17 protein-coding genes are annotated in these 18,166 nt (G+C 46.0%); 6 read left to right on the top strand and 11 right to left on the bottom strand.

Annotated features, from left to right (window positions below):
* The first annotated feature begins 114 nt into the window (after positions 1 to 114).
* Positions 115 to 642, top strand: coding sequence for an RNA methyltransferase (locus KIO97_RS16810; RefSeq protein WP_285383495.1), 528 nt, complete (start codon positions 115 to 117; stop codon positions 640 to 642).
* A 96-nt stretch (positions 643 to 738) separates the two neighbouring features.
* Here KIO97_RS16810 and KIO97_RS16805 read toward each other — a convergent pair whose 3' ends face one another.
* The 3 genes from KIO97_RS16805 to gltS form a co-directional block, all read right to left on the bottom strand.
* Positions 739 to 1,284, bottom strand: a complete 546-nt coding sequence (locus KIO97_RS16805) for an OsmC family protein (protein ID WP_038869862.1) — start codon at positions 1,282 to 1,284, stop codon at positions 739 to 741.
* Between the two features lie 101 nt (positions 1,285 to 1,385).
* Entirely contained in the window at positions 1,386 to 2,156 is a 771-nt protein-coding gene (locus tag KIO97_RS16800) for an SDR family NAD(P)-dependent oxidoreductase (RefSeq protein ID WP_005531275.1), read from the bottom strand.
* Between the two features lie 284 nt (positions 2,157 to 2,440).
* Complete coding sequence (gene gltS, locus KIO97_RS16795; protein WP_005428854.1) at positions 2,441 to 3,676, bottom strand: sodium/glutamate symporter; 1,236 nt, start codon at positions 3,674 to 3,676, stop codon at positions 2,441 to 2,443.
* A gap of 862 nt (positions 3,677 to 4,538) precedes the next feature.
* Between gltS and KIO97_RS16790 the strand changes: the two genes are divergently transcribed.
* From KIO97_RS16790 to KIO97_RS16780, 3 genes are all read left to right on the top strand, one after another.
* Positions 4,539 to 4,925 carry a thiol-disulfide oxidoreductase DCC family protein gene (locus KIO97_RS16790; protein WP_285383496.1) on the top strand — a complete coding sequence of 129 codons (387 nt, stop codon included), beginning with the start codon at positions 4,539 to 4,541 and terminating at the stop codon, positions 4,923 to 4,925.
* 175 nt (positions 4,926 to 5,100) lie between these two features.
* Positions 5,101 to 6,762 (top strand): methyl-accepting chemotaxis protein, encoded by a 1,662-nt coding sequence (locus KIO97_RS16785; protein WP_285383494.1) that lies wholly within the window; start codon positions 5,101 to 5,103, stop codon positions 6,760 to 6,762.
* A 121-nt stretch (positions 6,763 to 6,883) separates the two neighbouring features.
* On the top strand, positions 6,884 to 7,378 hold the full coding sequence (locus KIO97_RS16780) for a peptidylprolyl isomerase (protein ID WP_005448882.1): 495 nt from the start codon (positions 6,884 to 6,886) through the stop codon (positions 7,376 to 7,378).
* 103 nt (positions 7,379 to 7,481) lie between these two features.
* On the opposite strand, the gene KIO97_RS16775 is transcribed toward KIO97_RS16780, so the two are convergent.
* From KIO97_RS16775 to KIO97_RS16740, 8 genes are all read right to left on the bottom strand, one after another.
* On the bottom strand, positions 7,482 to 8,117 hold the full coding sequence (locus tag KIO97_RS16775; protein WP_285383493.1) for a DUF2268 domain-containing putative Zn-dependent protease: 636 nt from the start codon (positions 8,115 to 8,117) through the stop codon (positions 7,482 to 7,484).
* Positions 8,118 to 8,185: 68 nt separating this feature from the next.
* On the bottom strand, positions 8,186 to 8,977 hold the full coding sequence (locus KIO97_RS16770) for a LytTR family DNA-binding domain-containing protein (protein WP_285383492.1): 792 nt from the start codon (positions 8,975 to 8,977) through the stop codon (positions 8,186 to 8,188).
* 15 nt (positions 8,978 to 8,992) lie between these two features.
* Positions 8,993 to 10,015 (bottom strand): sensor histidine kinase, encoded by a 1,023-nt coding sequence (locus KIO97_RS16765; RefSeq protein WP_285383491.1) that lies wholly within the window; start codon positions 10,013 to 10,015, stop codon positions 8,993 to 8,995.
* A complete protein-coding gene (locus KIO97_RS16760) occupies positions 10,016 to 11,344 on the bottom strand; it encodes a hypothetical protein (RefSeq protein WP_285383490.1) in 1,329 nt (442 codons plus the stop codon).
* 45 nt (positions 11,345 to 11,389) lie between these two features.
* Positions 11,390 to 12,175, bottom strand: a complete 786-nt coding sequence (locus KIO97_RS16755; RefSeq protein ID WP_285383489.1) for an outer membrane lipoprotein-sorting protein — start codon at positions 12,173 to 12,175, stop codon at positions 11,390 to 11,392.
* A complete protein-coding gene (locus tag KIO97_RS16750; protein ID WP_285383488.1) occupies positions 12,168 to 13,436 on the bottom strand; it encodes an ABC transporter permease in 1,269 nt (422 codons plus the stop codon). Before KIO97_RS16750 ends, KIO97_RS16755 begins: the two co-directional genes overlap by 8 nt.
* A complete protein-coding gene (locus KIO97_RS16745; RefSeq protein ID WP_285383487.1) occupies positions 13,424 to 14,122 on the bottom strand; it encodes an ABC transporter ATP-binding protein in 699 nt (232 codons plus the stop codon). Before KIO97_RS16745 ends, KIO97_RS16750 begins: the two co-directional genes overlap by 13 nt.
* Positions 14,123 to 14,131: 9 nt before the next feature.
* Positions 14,132 to 14,800: a hypothetical protein gene (locus KIO97_RS16740; protein ID WP_039840729.1), complete on the bottom strand. Its 669-nt coding sequence runs from the start codon at positions 14,798 to 14,800 to the stop codon at positions 14,132 to 14,134.
* Between the two features lie 583 nt (positions 14,801 to 15,383).
* On the opposite strand from KIO97_RS16740, the gene KIO97_RS16735 reads away from it, so the two are divergent.
* Together KIO97_RS16735 and rodA are read left to right on the top strand one after the other, a co-directional pair.
* Complete coding sequence (locus KIO97_RS16735) at positions 15,384 to 16,622, top strand: RCC1 domain-containing protein (RefSeq protein WP_285383486.1); 1,239 nt, start codon at positions 15,384 to 15,386, stop codon at positions 16,620 to 16,622.
* Positions 16,623 to 17,014: 392 nt separating this feature from the next.
* Complete coding sequence (rodA, locus tag KIO97_RS16730; protein WP_285383485.1) at positions 17,015 to 18,097, top strand: rod shape-determining protein RodA; 1,083 nt, start codon at positions 17,015 to 17,017, stop codon at positions 18,095 to 18,097.
* The last annotated feature ends 69 nt before the right edge of the window (positions 18,098 to 18,166 follow it).

Raw genomic sequence — 18,166 nt, 5'->3', positions numbered from 1 at the left:
CTACTTCTACTTCTAAAAAATATTGTGATAGTACTTCTGGCGGGTTAAGTCCATAATCCCACGCTCAACGAGCATCACGCTCTTATCCTAAAACCATTAAGTAGAACAACAGCAATGACAGCACAGTCAACGGTCATTCTTGGACTGTATAATCCTAAAGATCCAACCAATGTGGGCGCGGTGATGCGCGCAGCAGGGTGTTATGACGCCACGCAAGTTCGTTATAACGGCACTCGCTATAATCGTGCGGTAAAATTCCGAACCGACACCAAGAACATGCACGAACGTATCGATTTGGTCGAAATGGACGATCTCACTGCTCACCTTGCTGAAGACGTGAAAGTGGTGTGTGTTGAGTTGGCCGTCGGCGCTACAGCGTTGCCTCTTTTTGCACACCCAGAAAACGCGGTGTATATCTTTGGCCCAGAAGATGGCTCACTTCCGCAAGAGGTTGTCGATAAGGCCGATCACGTGGTGTATGTACCCACCAATGGCTGCATGAACTTGGCGGCAACAGTCAATGTTGTCTTGTATGATCGTTTGGCGAAAAACCTTGGCACGATTGACGACCATCAACAAGTGATGGCTAACCGAGACAACAAGAATCGATTGAAAGTCAAAGACTGCGTAACAGCGCAATAATTTAGATTCGGTACTGCTGAATAAAAAAAGAGCCTATATCGAAATATAGGCTCAAAGCAGTGAAAAAGTGTGCGTGATTTTTGATTAACGTTTTGGTTATGCAACGATAGCTGAAACTTTCACCGCATCGCTAATGGTGCGGTAGTTTGGAGAGAACTGCTGTACGCTCGCAATGACTTCGTCATAATCAGCCTGAGTCCCCTCACCTTTTACTTCAAATTGAAATTGAATTTCATCAAAGCCAACCGGCGCTTCTTCACTCACATTTAGGAAGCCACGTAAATCCAGGGCACCTTTGATGGTTAGTTTCACAGCGTCTAGCTTGATACCACGAGCACTCGCACCCGCAACAAAACCCACCATCATGCAACCAGCCATGCCGCCCAATAGGTAATCTTGAGGTGTTGGGTATGCATTGTTGCCCAATAGCTCTTCTGGTTCACCAACTTCGAAACTGAAGTCTTTGACGATTTCTTTTCCGCCAACCTTTTGATTCAAAGTACGGATTTCACTGTGAACGCCGCCTTTCCATTCGGCAACAATGCCGTATTCAGAGATCGCCTGCGTTGCGTCTTCAGTGATCACTTGAGTGTAAGCCGCTAGGTCATCGAGTTTAATGCCGTTTAGTGGTGAGTTATCCATGATATGTCCTTGTTATTATTTGATGTCGTGTTTACTACTGAATTTTTAATTGGGGCCTTTAGGGATGGAGTGAAAGGCCCCAATTTGCACGTTTAGTGAGGTTAGTTACGGCCAGCCATTACGCCGCCGTCGACGTTAAGTACTGTGCCAGTTACCCAAGATGATTTGTCTGACAGTAAGTACTCAATCGCGTCCGCCACATCTTCTGTTGAACCGATACGGCCGATTGGGTGGAAGTCATTGAAGCCTTGCAGTGCTGACTCGATTTCTTCTTCCGCGATAAATGACTTGTAAATCGTCGACATCACAACAGCTGGTGCTACAGCATTTACGCGTACGCCGTGATCACCAAGTTCGATTGCTAGGTTTTTCGTCAGAGCATGAAGACCCGCTTTTTGCATTGAGTACGCTGATGATGGCGTTGCTTTAATTGCTTGGTGAGCCCACATAGAACCGATATTTACGATCGCGCCGCCACCGTGCGCTTTCATGTTTTTCGCCACGGCCTGAGTGATGAAGAAAAACGCGCGGTTCATGTCTAGTTGTAGGTCGTAATCACGCTCTGAGTGGTCAAGGAAATCAACCGGTTTGAAGAAGCCAGCAGCATTAACCAAGTAACCAATATGACGTTTTTCAGCATTCAATTGTTCGATGAAGCTTTTCACTGCACTTGGGTCATACAGGTCAACTTGAGCGGTCTCTACCTGACCTTTGGTCACACTTTCTAAATCCTGTTTTGCTTCAGCGAGGTTGTTTTTATCGTGTGAAAGAATCATGACAGGTACACCAGCTTTAAGAAGTCGTTCTGCTGTCGCTTTACCCATACCTGATGAGCCGCCTACGATAAGTGCAATTGAAGATGTGTTGAACATAATACGTTTCCTTTCTCTTATTTACCTACCTACCAGTAAGTAGGTGGTGTTTTTATTAAAAAAGGAGGTGGTTTGGGGCCCAGCTCCTCGTCAGTGGTTGCTACTTTAAGATCATATTATTTTTACGTCAACAACTTTATCTACCTACTGATAGGTATATTTTATCATTTCCTTATTATTCAATACGTTAATGCTAAATATTTTTTATTTAATCCGCTCAAATCATCAATAAATACAAAAAAGGCCACAGATAAACTGTGGCCTCTATAAGCATTTTTATCAATCTAACCAAGGAACGAGATGTAGCCCTGTAGAATGATCAAGTTAACGATGTCGATAAAGAATGCACCAACAATCGGCACAACCATGAACGCTTGTGGTGATGGACCAAAGCGGTTAACGATTGAACCCATGTTCATTACCGCGGTTGGGGTTGCACCCAAACCAAAACCACAGTGACCGCCTGCAATAACTGCAGCGTCGTAGTTGCTACCCATCACCTTGAACGTTACGTAGTAGGTGAAGATAGCCAGAATCACTGACTGCACGCCTAGAATCACCAAGAATGGGATCGCTAGATCGAAGATGTTCCATAGTTTCAAGCTCATCAAAGCCATCGCTAAGAACAGGGACAGCGATACCGTACCTAACATGTCGACCGTTTCGGCATCAAGCTTACGAATCTTGGTCACTTCCAAGAAGTTAGTGATGATCACACCGATGAACAACGCGTAAACGAAGTCTGGAATCATCAACCATTGGATGTCGTAAGTGCTCACCCATTGTTCTACGTACTTAGCACCGGTTACACAAATCAATAGGAAGAATAGTTTCTCAACCACTTTTTTCGCGGTTACTTTGTCTTCTTCATACTCGTTGTACGTCACCAACTCTGGGAATTTCTCGTGGGTTTTCGCATCTCGACCACCACGACCATACTCAGATTCGATGTTGTTCTTTTCGACCAGACGCTGTGCAACGGGACTACCGATGATACCACCGATGATCAAACCAAATGTTGCTGACGCCATCGCGATTTCCAATACGTTATTCAAACCGTAAACGTCTTGGAAAGTTTGTGACCACGCCGCACCTGTGCCGTGGCCACCTGACAGAGTAATCGAACCAGCGATAAGCCCCATCAGCGGATCTAAACCCAATGCCGCTGCCAGTGAGACACCGACACCGTTTTGAATGATGATGTAGAACGACGCGACGGCTAAGAAAATGAAAACCTTAGCGCCCCCTTTCATCAACTGAGTGTAGTTTGCTGCCAAACCAACAGTAGCAAAGAACATCAGCATAAATGTGTTCTGCAACGGTAAGTCGAACTCCAAGTCGACGCCGTTAAAATGAAGAGCAGTAATGATGCAGGCGACAATTAAGCCCCCGACAATCGGCTCAGGTATGTTGAATTTCTTTAAGATCGGTAGCTTAGCATTAATGAAATGCCCCAGGAAAAGCACACTGATCGCAACCAAAAAGGACTCCAGTGCACCTACAGATATTAAATGATTCATATCGCCTCTTATTATTGTTCTCTTCATCCTCCGTAATGATTGAGTGTTAGTTTAACCTTCGCTCAATAGCAAATTTTCTCGCTATATTTTTTCGAAAATACTCAAAAGGTTGTGTTAAATGCGCCTTAGGCTAGTTTAAGGGACGGTCGTTAAGCGATGTTCTGATTTACGCGCTATTCGCAAGCCCTAAAATGTAAAAGGAGCCTGTTAAGCTCCTTCTTATCCTCTTCATATACAAACAGAAATGACTGATTGCAGAAGGTGGATATCGTGTTGTGAGTATTGTCGAGTGACACTTTCTGAACCGCTATCGGGCTCCCTTACTTAAACAGAAAGTGATCATCACTATCGAGCAAAGTTCCTCCCGTCATAACGAATAGAGCGCCGAAGTGGCGCTCTAACATCTGGGTTTGCTTGTATCCCATCGTAGTTCAAAAACTCTGACTCATGGTGTTTGGAACGAGCCGAATCCCGGGAAATTCTCAAGCTTGCAACAAGTGTTCTCGTTACAACGGAGCGAGATTATAACATATCGCTGAAAATTTTCCTCATTTCAGTGATATTCGCCACTTTCATAGTTTGCTTCAACAATGATCAACTGCCCAATATCATTGCTACAGATAAAAACGCGAAGCGACTCAAACTTGGCTTCATCACACATGTAGATTCGTGTGAGGAGCCGTTTATCAATGGTACCTTACTCGATGAAATTGATAGGGGTTACTGGCGCACAATAGCAAAGAGCTCTTCCAATTCAATGATGGCAACGCCCGAGATAATTGGCTGCATTGCTTGCAAGACAATGAACTAAAAGAAAAATAATCGCGTAAAAAGAAAAGAACAACCAATGATGAGCTCAACCATGACCAAACTGACCGTATTTTACGATGGCACTTGCCCCTTATGCGCTAAAGAGATGAAAGCGCTAAAACAACGTGATACCAAGCAGCAAATCAAAACCGTCGACATTTACAGCAAGGCGTTCGCCGATTATCCGCAAATCGATCCTGAGCAAGCCAACACCATTTTGCACGCCCTCAACGAGAAAGGTGAGCTGCTGCTTGGGTTGGATGTCACTCATCGAGCATGGCAGCTGGTTGGTCGCGGTTGGATATACGCACCACTGCGTTGGCGCATGGTCAAACCCCTTGCAGATTGGCTATACCTCAAGTTTGCCAAAAACCGCTACCGCGTCTCTTATTGGTTAACGGGCACTTCTCGCTGCAATAATGATTCGTGTTCACGTTAATTGTGATCCTGCTTTAAAATGCTACGACCTTAGTCTAGATTTATAAATTTCCAGTACTTCTGATTGATTAACTCGGTTAATCTCTAAGCATTACAACAATAAGTATTAATGATTTTATCAGGCAAGCTTGTTCAGCTTGTTACTTGTAACGCTGCGCCGAGAGAAGGACGTCTCTATGAATCTGACGATCAGAAAACGACTATATATCCTTTCAATAATTCCAATTCTAACCATGGCAATAGGCATGATGTGGTTTACCTATCTGCAAACCACGGCCTATAACGAACAAGAAATTGAGCAGACTCGAAGTCAAATGATGGAGATGAAAAAAGCTGAGCTCAAAAACTACGTTCAACTCGCTCGCTCTGCTGTTGAGCCATTGCTCGCTCAAAACGCCCCACTAGAAGACGCATTGCCTATTTTGCAGCAGTTGGAGTTTGGCCAATCCGGCTACATCTTTGGCTACGATTCAAAAGGCGTTCGCGTTGTGACGGGTCAAAACACCAAAGGCATCGGAGAAAATTTCTATAACTTGCAAGACAAGAAAGGCAATTACCTGATTCAGGATTTGCTCAACAATTCCAAAACCGGTGAGTTCACGACTTATTACTTCCCGAAACTCGGTCAGAGCGAAGCACTACCGAAATTGAGCTACTCGGTGTTTATTCCTGAATGGGATTTGATGCTGGGTACAGGCTTCTACACTGACGATATCGACGCCATTATCGCGAGCATGGAAGACTCAGCGCATCAAGCCTTAAACACCACACTGACTGCAATCGCCCTGTTCTGTGTCTCGATTGCTGCCATCGTTGCGATCTTCGCGGTGTTCGTTAACCGCAGCATCATGAAGCCGATTGAACAGTTTGATGCTTCGATTCACTCTTTCGCACAAGGCGATGCAGACCTGACCGCACGTATGGAAGAATCGAGCGTACCGGAGTTCACCCAGCTTAGCCGCAACTTCAATACCTTTGTTGAGAGCCTACAAAGCATCATCAAGAGCGTTAGCCACGTAGGGCAAGAAGTGGTTTCAGAAACCAATCACATGTCACAGCGAGCTTCTCAGGTGGATGAGCTGGCGTCTGGCCAACGAGAAGAGACGGAACAAGTCGCTGCGGCAATGACTGAAATGACGGCAACAGCACACGAGATTTCAAGCAACGCTAATCAGGCTGCGCAATCAGCAAAAGATGCCGATGAAAACTCACAGCAAGCGAAGCACATTGTTGATTCAGCAGCGAACTCCGTCGAAGCGCTCGCTTTAGAAGTTTCAGAAGCCAGCACGGTGATTTCTCGTTTAGAGAGCGATGTACAAAACATTTCTTCTTCGCTAGAAGTGATTCAAGACATCGCCGAGCAAACCAACCTATTGGCACTAAACGCCGCCATTGAAGCAGCACGTGCAGGTGAACAAGGTCGCGGCTTCGCAGTCGTTGCCGATGAGGTTCGTAAACTGGCAAGTCGCACTCAAGACAGCACAGGCGAAATTCACCAAATGATTGAGCAGCTGAAGTCTGGCTCAGATGCGGCAGTGAAAGCGATGGGCTCAAGCCAAGCGCGTGGTGAAGCTACGGTTGAAGAGGCAAGAGCAGCCTCTGCCGCACTGCAAGAAATCCAAGCGGCGATTGCCAACATCATGGACATGAACACGCTGATCGCTACGGCAACCGAAGAGCAAAGCCAAGTTGGGCAAGAGATTTCACAGCGCATCGAAGTGATCTCTCAACAAAGCAGTCAGTCGGCAAGCCTTGCGAATCAAAACCGTGCAGGCAGTGGCAACCTTAACCACAAAGCCAACGAGCTGTACGACTTAGTCGGTCGCTTTACGGTTTAGAGCTTTCCTCAACCACTCAACATGTAAACAGCGACGCCAAAACGTCGCTGTTTTTATTTCTGCTATCCTCATACGACTTAGCTATAATGCCGCCAACGTAGCACCCACAAGGGCAAACCAGATGATTATTATGACCACCAATTTCGGTGACATCGAGATTGAACTGAACCTAGAACGAGCACCAGTTAGCTCAAAGAACTTCAAAAAATACTGTGAAGATGGCTTCTACAACGGCACCATTTTCCACCGCGTTATCGACGGTTTTATGATCCAAGGTGGCGGTCATACCGAAGACATGGCAGAAAAGCCAACACGCGCTCCGATCGCGAACGAAGCAAACCGTGGTCTAAAGAACCTTGTTGGCACTATCGCAATGGCGCGTACCGATGCACCACACTCTGCAACAGCTCAGTTCTTCATTAACTTGGAAGACAATGATTTTCTAGACCACACTGCAACCACCAACCTAGGCTGGGGTTACGCGGTGTTTGGTAAAGTGACCGCGGGTATGGATGTGGTAAACCGTATCGCGAAAGTGAAAACGACCTCTAAACTTGGTCACGATGATGTGCCATGCGATCCAATCATTATTGAGAAAGTGACAGTCAGCGAATAAGCCCATTCGCCTCTTCGGAGAAATCGTCGCTCCAAAACGAAGAAAGCGCCTAATGTCTTATGACCTAGGCGCTTTTTGTTTTTATGACTGGCTTGTGCCGGAGTTATTGATAGAAAAGCTCGGCTTTTGCTCCAACTAAATCAAGCTCAGAGCCTTGAAAATCCACCAGATATTCAGCGACAAGGTTGTACCCAACCCAATACCCCATGTATTTCGGCCAGCGGCTTTCATCGCTACCAAGAAAATAGGCGTCGAAGTTGTAATCTAGGCTGATCAGCTTGTCTTTCATCTCTGCATAGAAAGGACGCCAATCTTGATCTTTGATTTGCTCAAACAAGCTCGGAGTGACGCCGCCATTCACCTTACGTTCGAAATGACAAGCTAACCCTTCCATAATCAGCACATCACCGAGTGCAACGCCATTCTCTCCCGCTCGCATACGGAACAGGTGATGCAACTCATGCGCTAGCACCGCAGCTAGCTCTTTCTCAATAACGTTTTTAATATCAGAACGTTGAGTATCAAGCAGAATCTCTACACGATAGGCACTTAAGCAATAGCCACCAATCCCCGTCTGCGGTACGTCATTGCGATCAAACGGGCTAACGGTCAGGTCGATGTTACTGAGATCAAAGTAACTAGAAAGTTGTGAGCTCAGGTCATCAAGTTTCTGATGCAAATACTCAGCGAGTGGAGACAACTCTCCCGTCGCATTTAACAGGGTTACGCGATAACTCATTTATCTTCCTTGATAATGTTGGTTAAGAGCGAGGAGTTTACAGTGTAAAGAGTGAGCAGTTCTAGCGATTACATCCCTTTGAACAAACTTTGAGATGCACGGCTCACCGGGAGCTTATTTTCTCCAACGTGAACAAACATTCTGCCTGCAAAGTCTTTGTTTACTTTGCTAATTTTGCACACTTGCACCACGCTTGAACGGTGCACTTGCCAGAACTGTTCTGGGTTAAGCTGCCCTATCAACTCTTTCAACGAGGTACGAATCAAATACTCCAGCACTTTGCCTTGCCCTTGTTGGGCATACACAGAAACGTATTTTTCTTCCGCTTTGAAATACAACACATCAGACGTGGCGATCAGATGAATATCTTCCCCTTGCGTCGCTTTAATCCACTGAAGATATTGCGGCGTTTGTGGCGCGGATAATTGCTGCAACTGTTCTAACAGGCTGCTCATCTGTACATTACTGCTTTCTTGCTCTCGCTTAGCAAGGCGTGCTTTCACTCTTTCACACGTGGTCAGGAGACGCTCATCCGAGATAGGCTTAAGCAAATAATCGGCAGCATTTTGTTCAAAGGCTTTGATGGCGTAATCATCGTACGCAGTGACAAACACAATCAAAGGTGGATTGGCGAGTTGATTGAGTTTTTGCGCTAATGTCATGCCATCCAAAACTGGCATGCGAATATCAAGAAACGCAATGTCAGGTTGGCTTTGCTCAATGGCTTGCAACGCTTGTTCACCATCGGCGACTTTGGCTATTACCTCTAGATCTGGCCACACTTCAGCTAGGCTTTTATCAAGATGACGCCTCAATAGCGGTTCATCATCAGCAATAATGGCTGTAAACCCTGTATTCATTCCTTTCTTCCTTGATTACGATTCCATTGGCCAACTCAGGCGAACACAAACTCCACCCTGAGCAGACTCACTGATAGAAACCTCTCCTTGCCCTGCGAACAAAGCTTCAACTCGCTGCTTGAGATTACTTAGACCCACGCCAGAGCCCATGTGCCCACTAACGTGATTCAAGCCAACACCGGTGTCTCTGACTTCAATCTTCAAGTTCTGTTGTTCGCGCTTGATGAGCAAACGGACTTCACCACCCTCTCGCTTCGGCTCAATACCATGGATGATGGCGTTTTCGATTAAAGGTTGGAGCATCATCGGCGGTAATTCGGTTCTGCCTAACCCCTCTTCCACCTCAATCTTATAACTCAGTCGATCACCCAAACGAGTTTGTTGGATGCCTAAGTAAGCCTCAAGTAACGCAGTTTCATCGTCTATGGTGGTGTGTTCTTCGCGTGAGCTTTTTAGCGTTGCTCGCAGCAGCGCGGTCAACTGTTCTAGCATCAGCTTGGCTTTATCGACATCTTGCGACATGAGCGCGCTGATATTCGCCAAGGTATTGAATAGAAAATGCGGTTCAATCTGGCTTTGCATCTGCTTAAGCTGGCTCAGCAAGAGCGCACGATCTTGCTCTGCTTTCTCGCGCTTGATGGCTTCCAACTCTCGTTGAGCGATTGCATGTTGCTCGCGTGAGTAGAAATAGAAAAAGCACATGGCACTGAATAACAACCCCATGAGACCAACCGACAGCATACTTGAAATACCAAAGTATTCCCCAAGCCAAAGCTGGGCGTTCACCACACCAAACAATAGGCATGCTGTCAGCGAGATAGCCACTTCCGCCAAACGAGGAATGGTAGGAAACAGGCGGTCGACAAGCCATGAGAAGAAGATAGCCGAATAGCCAAATCCAAAGCTAACCGCTACATGAATGTAAAATGGACCGCCCCAAACAGAAAGCGTCATTGCTGCGATAAAGAGACAAAATGCCGTGGTCACTAATAAGCTACGCGGCCATCCACTTTTCACCACTGATTTTGCTGAACACATTTAGAATTTCCCTTTGATGTTAAATACAATCATATGCTTATCATTGATTTGTGCGTAAGCAGATTGGTCGTCTCCGGTTAAAAAGCGTGCGGCAACTTCCACTTCTACACTTTGGTCGCCAGTATCAATCCATTGGTAATTAAGCCACTGCGTGACAATCACACCGCCATCTTGCGGCGACAGCATGACATCCAACGTGGGGGTTACATCACTTAACCAGCCCATATCCGCTTTACCGTTCCATGCAGCCCACGCTTCCACATCCCAACTCCAGTGCAGCATTACGTTATGCTGAACGATATTGGCGTGCTGAAACCCTTGGGCGTAGCTTGTCGCAAGTAGAGACGTTTGGGAATTAAGGGGTTGAGAGAGTAATTCACCACGTTCTATTGCTTGTTGCCATTCGCTTTTCGACCATGCTCGGCTGTCGTACCAATATTCAGCAATCACGTTGTGTCCGGCTTGGTTTGCCCAGTTCACCCCAACTAAAGCTTGGAATGCACTGCCCTGCTCCTCAACCGAAACAGGTTGGTAAAGATCATCCTGCTGAAACTGATAGCCGACACTTTGCTTTTGCCACAGCATGGAACCGTGCATAGCGATGGATTCATCCCACACGGCAATGGCACTGGCGCCAAGTAAACCTCGGCGCACATCATCGTAATAACCAATAAGTTGATACTCGGTGTCACCCACAAGCGCATAACGACGAATACCAACACCTTGCTGCTCTGCGGCTTGATCAAGTGCACTTTGGTCTTGTTGCCCCCAGCTTGAATCGGTCGCAATCACCGTCCACTCGCCAGCCATATCATAGTGTGAAAGTGAAAACACACCCGCCCCCTCTTCTGCGACTAAGCCAACAGGGTTTTGTCGATAAGGCTTAAACAGATCCAAAGGTCGGTAGCCATAACCCACGCCCCAATCCACGCGCAACTTACCCAAACTCACATCAAGAGTGGTATCACCGACTTGCCACTCCCCTAGCCAAGCCAGCTCTCTAATCAACAATTGGTTATCAGCTTCACTCCACCAATCACTCTTTCCTTGTTGATTGAGGTACAAACCTTGGCTATACAGAGCGAACAAACCACTGAAGTTCTGATAATTCACCTGCACATCCAACAGTGCATTAAGTGAATCACGAGAACTTCCCTGCGCCTGCATAAATGCGCTGTCACGCTGCTTGGCAGTTTCGTAACTAACAGCCCAATCCCACTCAAAACTCAGCTCATCATTGGCAAAAGCAGGGGCTGACGCGCCCACACACAATGAGGCAGCAAACAACAAACTGGTGCTTTTGTTAAGGTTAGACTGGTGCGATTTCATGTTACTTCCTTGCTCGTTTTCATCAATCTATTTACGGAGTTCAGGCTAAAGCTGAGTCGTATTGGCTTTAGGCAAATAGCTTGGGTTGTAGAACTTATTGTCCAGTTGCCAAGGCACGATTTCTTGGTACTCGATAACGGTTTTTTTGCTCGGCTGAATGCTATCAAGCAAGGTCATCTCACTGACGTAGTCTTCACCGTTGTCGCTTGCACGTCCGTATTGCGCTTGCTTGGCGAGTTTGCCAGAGCGCAAGTAAAGATCGGCTTTGATTGGAAACGCATCTTGCTCAGACAACCACAAATCGATCTTCTGATAGCTCGCCCCTTTGGTTTTCGCGGTCAAGGTAAGATGATAAGCCGCGACACTTTCTTCGTTCACCGAAACGGTTTCTGTCGCTATCCATTCACCTTGATAATCTTGGCTCCACGTCAGGGTTGAGATGTCGCCGATAGACGCTTCACCAAGCAGCTTCTGCATTGGTGTAATGCGAATCGGACGGCGGCTTTTTGGCATTTGCAGCCAGTAGTTGTCTCCCATCATCAGCATCTTTTGCCCTGCTTCAACCGCCGATTTGAATACCACCAGCGATTCACGATTTGGACGTGTATACACGTGGTAAAGGCGGGTTTTATCTAACTCTTGGTCTTGATATAAGCGCACCAGTGACACCACTTTGGAGGAATCATCTTGCAAGCGGTAGCTATCCGCTTTTTCAATCAATTGCGCGACTTGCTGTGCATCTAGTGCTGTTTCATTCGCACTGGCATTCATGCTTGCAACACCGCTTGCCGTCAGCAATGCAATTGGTAATAGTGATTTGAAATTAAACATAAATCAGTGCCTCCGTGATTGGCTTGTTCACCCCTTTGCGCGCCGAGAAAAACGCCGCGACCAAACAAATCATCAATACTGCTAATCCTGCGACAGCCACCAGCTCCCAAGAGAAGTAAATCGTCAATGGGTAACCTTCTGTGCGTCCTGGCGGTGGCGGCATTTGCACATCCACGACCATCAGTAAGACGGTGACTAGCGCCGTAAACAAAGCACCGATTAAGCTGCCAATCACGGCAAGTAACCCTGCTTCGCGCAAGAACCCAGCAATAATTTCGCGAGGGTAGCTACCAAGTGCTGACAAGGTGCCAATTTCACGGGTGCGTTCCGTTACCGACATGGTCATGGTGTTAAACAGCGCAACAAATACCACCAGTGCCATTACTGCGCCCATGATGCCGAAGATACGGTCGTACAAATCTTTCACTTTGAGATAGAAGAACGCGCGTTCTTGCCAAGGCGTGATCTCAATATCTTGCTCGCCAAAGTTCTGCTTTTGCTTACTCAGAACCGAAGCCACTTGTTGCTCGACTTGGCTAGTTAAACTGGTATCGAACAGAAAGACAGATAACGCACTGACTTTGTCTGAACCGAGTAGCGATTGCGCGCTGTTGATGTGCACGTACAACTGGCGTTTATCAAGCTCTGGTACGCCTGTTGAATAGATGCCACGAACTTTGAAGTCATACGCGTTCAATGCACCGTCGGTAGTGGTCGCCAGCAAGGTAATCCAATCGCCAACGTGCACGCTTAGGTTGTTCGCCAAATCAACGCCGAGCATCACTTCTGGCTCTGCAGGGTCATAACGCGATGCATGAATGTTTGACAGCGTCTGCCCTTCACGCACATCCAAAAACGGCCCTTTCATATCGAATTCGCGCTCGTTCACGCCAATGCCGATAAAGATCGATGACTTGTTGCCGTTGGAAATCAAACCACTGAATTCAACTCGTGGCTGCACGCCTCGCACTTCATTCAACCCAATCAATTGCTTGGTGATGTCGTCTGCATGAGTTAACCCGTTACTCAGCGGCATCTCTTCTTCTTTAGCGAAGTAACCTGGCGTGGTTAACGTCAGATGCCCCGTGTCACGCGCTGTCGATTCTTTCAAACTGTCATAGGTGTACAGACCAAAACCGCCCGCACTGGTTAACGCAAACACGGCAATGGCGATGATCAGCATCGACAACAAACTGCGGCGGCGATTGCGTTGCAGGTTCAACCAAGCAAGGCGAACAGAAACTGGAATTAGCTTGCCCATGAAACCTCCTCCACACTTGCGTGCGTTTGGGTAATTTTTCCATCCACCAATTCAATGGTGCGATCACAACGGGATGCCATGCGAGGGTCGTGAGTGGCGACGATAAAAGTAGTGCCAAGCTCGTGTCCGAGTCCTTTCATAATGTCGATGACCTTGTTGGCCGTTTGGCTATCAAGGCTTGCGGTTGGCTCATCAGCAATCACCAACGCTGGTTTGTGCACTAACGCACGAGCAATTGCCACGCGTTGTTGTTGACCGCCCGATAGGTTATCGGGCATATGATGAATAAACTCGCCCAAGCCAACGTGTTCTAGCATTTGTGTAGCGAGCTCAGTTTGTTCTGCTTTTGAAAAGCCGTTGAGGTGTAGCGGATAAGCCACGTTCTCCAACGCTGTCATCACAGGGACAAGATTGAATTTCTGGAACACAAAGCCAAGCTTTTTACGGCGCATTTTCGCAGCTTGCATTTGTCCGGTTGGATATGGGCTTCCTGCAAATGTCACCTGACCTTGGTATTGAATATCCAGCATGCCAAGCACATTAAGTAAGGTGCTTTTTCCTGAACCAGACGGCCCACACAATGCCACCATTTCGCCAGCAAACACTTCACCAGACACGTCTCGCAAGGCACGCACCGTTTGGCTGCCAAGGGCGTAATCGCGACTAAGTTGATTAAAAACGATCATGACGCCTCCCTAATACTTGGCTAGTAGCGCTTTCGCGGTTTGCGTTTCTAGATTGCTGTCACCCAATTGCTCCATTTGCGCTAACCATGTTTTGGCTTGTTGAACATCTTCAGCGCGCAGTGCTGCTTCAATGGCGTAGCGATAAATCCAAGATGTAGCGGCGAAAGGTTGCTGACTAAAACTCGGCTCATCGAGCAATGAAAGGTACAGCTCGTAACCACGCTCAAAGTGATTGAACATGTCTGGCAGAGAGGTAAACGTAGTAGCAGCCATGGCGGTGGCTAATTGGTATTCCGGTAAGCCTTGTAAGCGTTGTTGCTCTTGCAGTGGTACTGGCTGATTCGCCATTAAATCCAAACCTTTTTGGATAGTGGCAAGACCGCGCTCGGTGAACTTCATCTTGTTCCAAGGCATAAACGCCTCACGACCTTGCAACGTTTCAGCACTACCTAAATACACCAAGGTCAATGGCGTTGCGCCCTGCTCTTCGAGTTGTTTAGATAATTCGCCGTAAACGGTATCAACTAAGCCAGAGTCACCCTGCGCTGCTTGGTTGAATTGACTGAGTGTGCGCTCGCTTGGATTAGCCAGAGCCAGATTGCTGCAGAGTGCAAATGCGGCGATAAAGGTACTTGCCAGTTTAAGAGCTTTGATTGAGCGAGATTGAGAAACCATCATGTACTGTCCTTAGTTGAACGTGATTAGATGGTTTCAGATTAAGGGAGACGATCGCACGCTGCTTTTGAATGCGACCAATGGCAGTTATGCGGAGTGAATGGTATTGAGAGAGGATGAATGGTTTCGCGATCCCCGCAACAATAGGATGGTGCGACGCGTACGAGATTCAATTCAGGCTTAACGTGGCGTAATGGGAACAATATAACAAGCCGCACAAAGCCATTAAAAGACTGAGTTCATTTGCTTTTTAACAGCCATAGTATGATTGCAGCTTTCATTTCTTAATGTTTCTAGAAATTTCCAAACCACCGGAAAAATAGCAACAAAAACAAATAAAATTATAAATACTTTAACAATTAAATACCATGGAATTATTAAAAAGACATCGGATAATTATAAAAATATAAATTAAAAATTTATTTTAATCATTAAATTAACCTAACAATAATCAATTAACCAATCAAACTAAAAATATTTCAAACGGAATGAATGTCTACAACAAAAAGATAAGACAATATCGTTTATTGAAATAAAAATTGATAAGTTTATGGTGACTTCCCCCTACAAAGAATAAGATTTACACATGAAAATTAAAAAAATTTTATTATCAGCAATGTTAATATTACCAATAAGCAATGCTCATGCTAATTTTAAGCTGGAAGGAGAGCTAACAGGAAGTTCTTATATTTCATCTGGTGGAGGAGATTTAAACTTTAATCTAAAAGTTAGTAATAGATTCACCGAACAAAAAGATATTAGTTATTTTAATTATCTAATCTTCCCCGACGGTAAACACTACAACATTGATGAACCGAAAGATGTTACATTGTCAGTTGGTGAACCATTAGAACTGCCAATGCATACTTTAAATATACCTAACTTGTACCCCGGAGGTAATTACGCATACAGATTTTCAATACAGGATAAATCAACAGGTAAGTTGTATTTTAAAGAGTTAAAGTTTAATAAAGAAACCGATGGAATTCGCTTATTTGGCCAAGGTAGTTTTCAGACTTGCGCCTTAGATGCTTTTGGCCTTGAATGTTGGGGACGAGGGGGCATACATATAGATCATGGCCAGTATAACGTTCCCACACTTTCTGAAGTAACGGATGTGGCTTTAGGTAGTGGATTTAGTTGTGCATTAGAAAAAGGGGTCAACAGACCAACATGCTGGGGAAAGCGGGGGCCTTATCTTTATGCACCTCGTTTAAATAATCCTCGGAAGATTGTGGCCGGTGATGGTCATGCGTGCGCTATTGACGATTCAGATAAAAAAGTCGTCTGTTGGGGCTACTCTCCTGATGGAGAGGCAACCCCTCCATCGGCATCCCTAAAGAACCCAATTCAAATCGGAACATCCGATGCTCATACTTGTGCATTGAACCGCCCAGAATCCGGGAGTAATTTTGTAAAATGCTGGGGCTACGGTGTATATACTAAAGTTCCAAGCCATATAAACCCATCATTTCTTGCGGTAGGTGGTAGAGCTTCTTGCATGATTGATCAAGGTAAAGTGGTGTGTTGGGGGGGAGAGGGATATTACCCAATAACCTCTCCTGATTTAGTCAATCCGGTCTCAGTCGCTGTAAGGGATTCACAGGCATGTGCTATGGATGATAATGGCATAACCTGTTGGGATAAATATGCGACAAACCTCATTGATGTTGATGAAATTAATCAGCTATCAAATCCAACTCAACTTGTTATAAGTTATGATCGAAAATGTGCTGTTCATGATGGTGGAGTGAAATGTTGGGGTGAAGGTGCGAACGATCCTCCAGTTCCAGCTAGATTTGTTTTTCCGACCGATCAGGAATAAAAGAGATTGATACTTTAGGCTAGTTAATTTAACTAGCCTTATAATTTTAGTTTCCTTATCCAGAACGTATTTCAAATAATCTCTATATAGCAATGAATCACATTTTGAGCATAAGGCGCCCCATGTTCTACTCAATTCATTGCAGTGTCTGTACCAATTTCCATTTCAACCTTATAAAAAGTGTGGCGTAAAACCTCAGCCTGGTGTATTTATCCATCCCACGGCTTTCCAGGTCAGCTTACCCATAACAGGCGGCGTCGCACACTCCTCTATTGCACACCTTTGCGTGGTGTCTGTTATCTCCAAATTGGATTCTTAGCATCGGAATAGTTTGAACTCGCAGAGTTCTGGTTGTTTTCGCCCCGTATTGGGGCGTTTTTAGGTTGTAGAAGATGAACAAGCGTTTCTTCCCTAGGATTGATTTGCCACTTTTGATGGCGATCATTCCGATCATGCTATTGAGTTCACTCACTCTCTGGAGTGCCAGTGGATTCAATGAAGCTATGCTCTTTAAGCACCTCGCTCGATGCGGTTTGACGTTGGTGTGTATTTTGGTCATGTCGTCGATTCCTGCGTCCAGTTATCAACGTTCTGCGCCCTATTTGTATTTAGTGGCGATTTCGCTCTTGGCTGCCGTTGCGCTGTTTGGTGATAGCACCAATGGCTCGCAGCGCTGGCTTGATATTGGCTTCTTCCGCTTTCAACCCTCTGAGCTGATCAAGCTCTCAATTCCCATTATGATCGCGTGGATGCTGCATCTAGAAGGTGGGCGACCAGACATTCGCAAAATTGCTTTCTGTTTGCTGATCACCTTTGTGCCTGCGGGCTTGATTGCCTTACAACCAGACTTGGACGGCGCTATCTTCACCGTGATTTACGCGTTGTTTGTGCTGTTCTTTGCAGGCATGAGCTGGAAGATAATTGGCGGCTTTTTGGTGAGCATTCTAACGCTGGCACCAATACTTTGGTTCTTTGTGATGGAAGCGTATCAAAAGAGCCGTGTAACGCAGTTCTTGCATCCTGAATCGGATCCACTGGGTTCTGGCTACCAAATCATCCAATCATTGATTGCGATTGGTTCTGGCGGCATGAAAGGTAAAGGCTGGATGAATGCTACTCAAGGTACGTTAGGGTTTATTCCAGAGAGCCATACCGACTTCATCTTTTCGACCTACGCAGAAGAATGGGGCTTTATTGGTTGTGTGGTGTTGTTAGCGTTGTATTTATTCATTACGGCGCGTGTGATGCTGCTAGCGTGCCAATCTGAGCACTTCTTCAGTCGCTTAGTGAGCGGCGCATTGGCGATGAGCTTCTTCCTTTACGCCTTCATCAACACCGGCATGGTAAGTGGCTTGTTGCCAGTAATGGGCAGCCCACTACCGTTCTTTAGCTACGGTGGTACTGCGATGCTAACCCAAGGCATCTGTTTTGGCGTGATCATGTCTCTGTGTTACTCCAAGTACCGCAACACCTAAACGCTAGTCACAATAGAAAAGACAAACAACACGATCAAAAAAGGCTTCCCTCGGGAAGCCTTTTTTACA

The sequence above is a fragment of the Vibrio sp. B181a genome (genome assembly GCF_030248375.1).
Classification (GTDB): Bacteria; Pseudomonadota; Gammaproteobacteria; order Enterobacterales; family Vibrionaceae; genus Vibrio; species Vibrio campbellii.
Note: the sequence above shows the minus strand (reverse complement) of the source record. Positions and strands in the feature narration are given on the sequence as shown.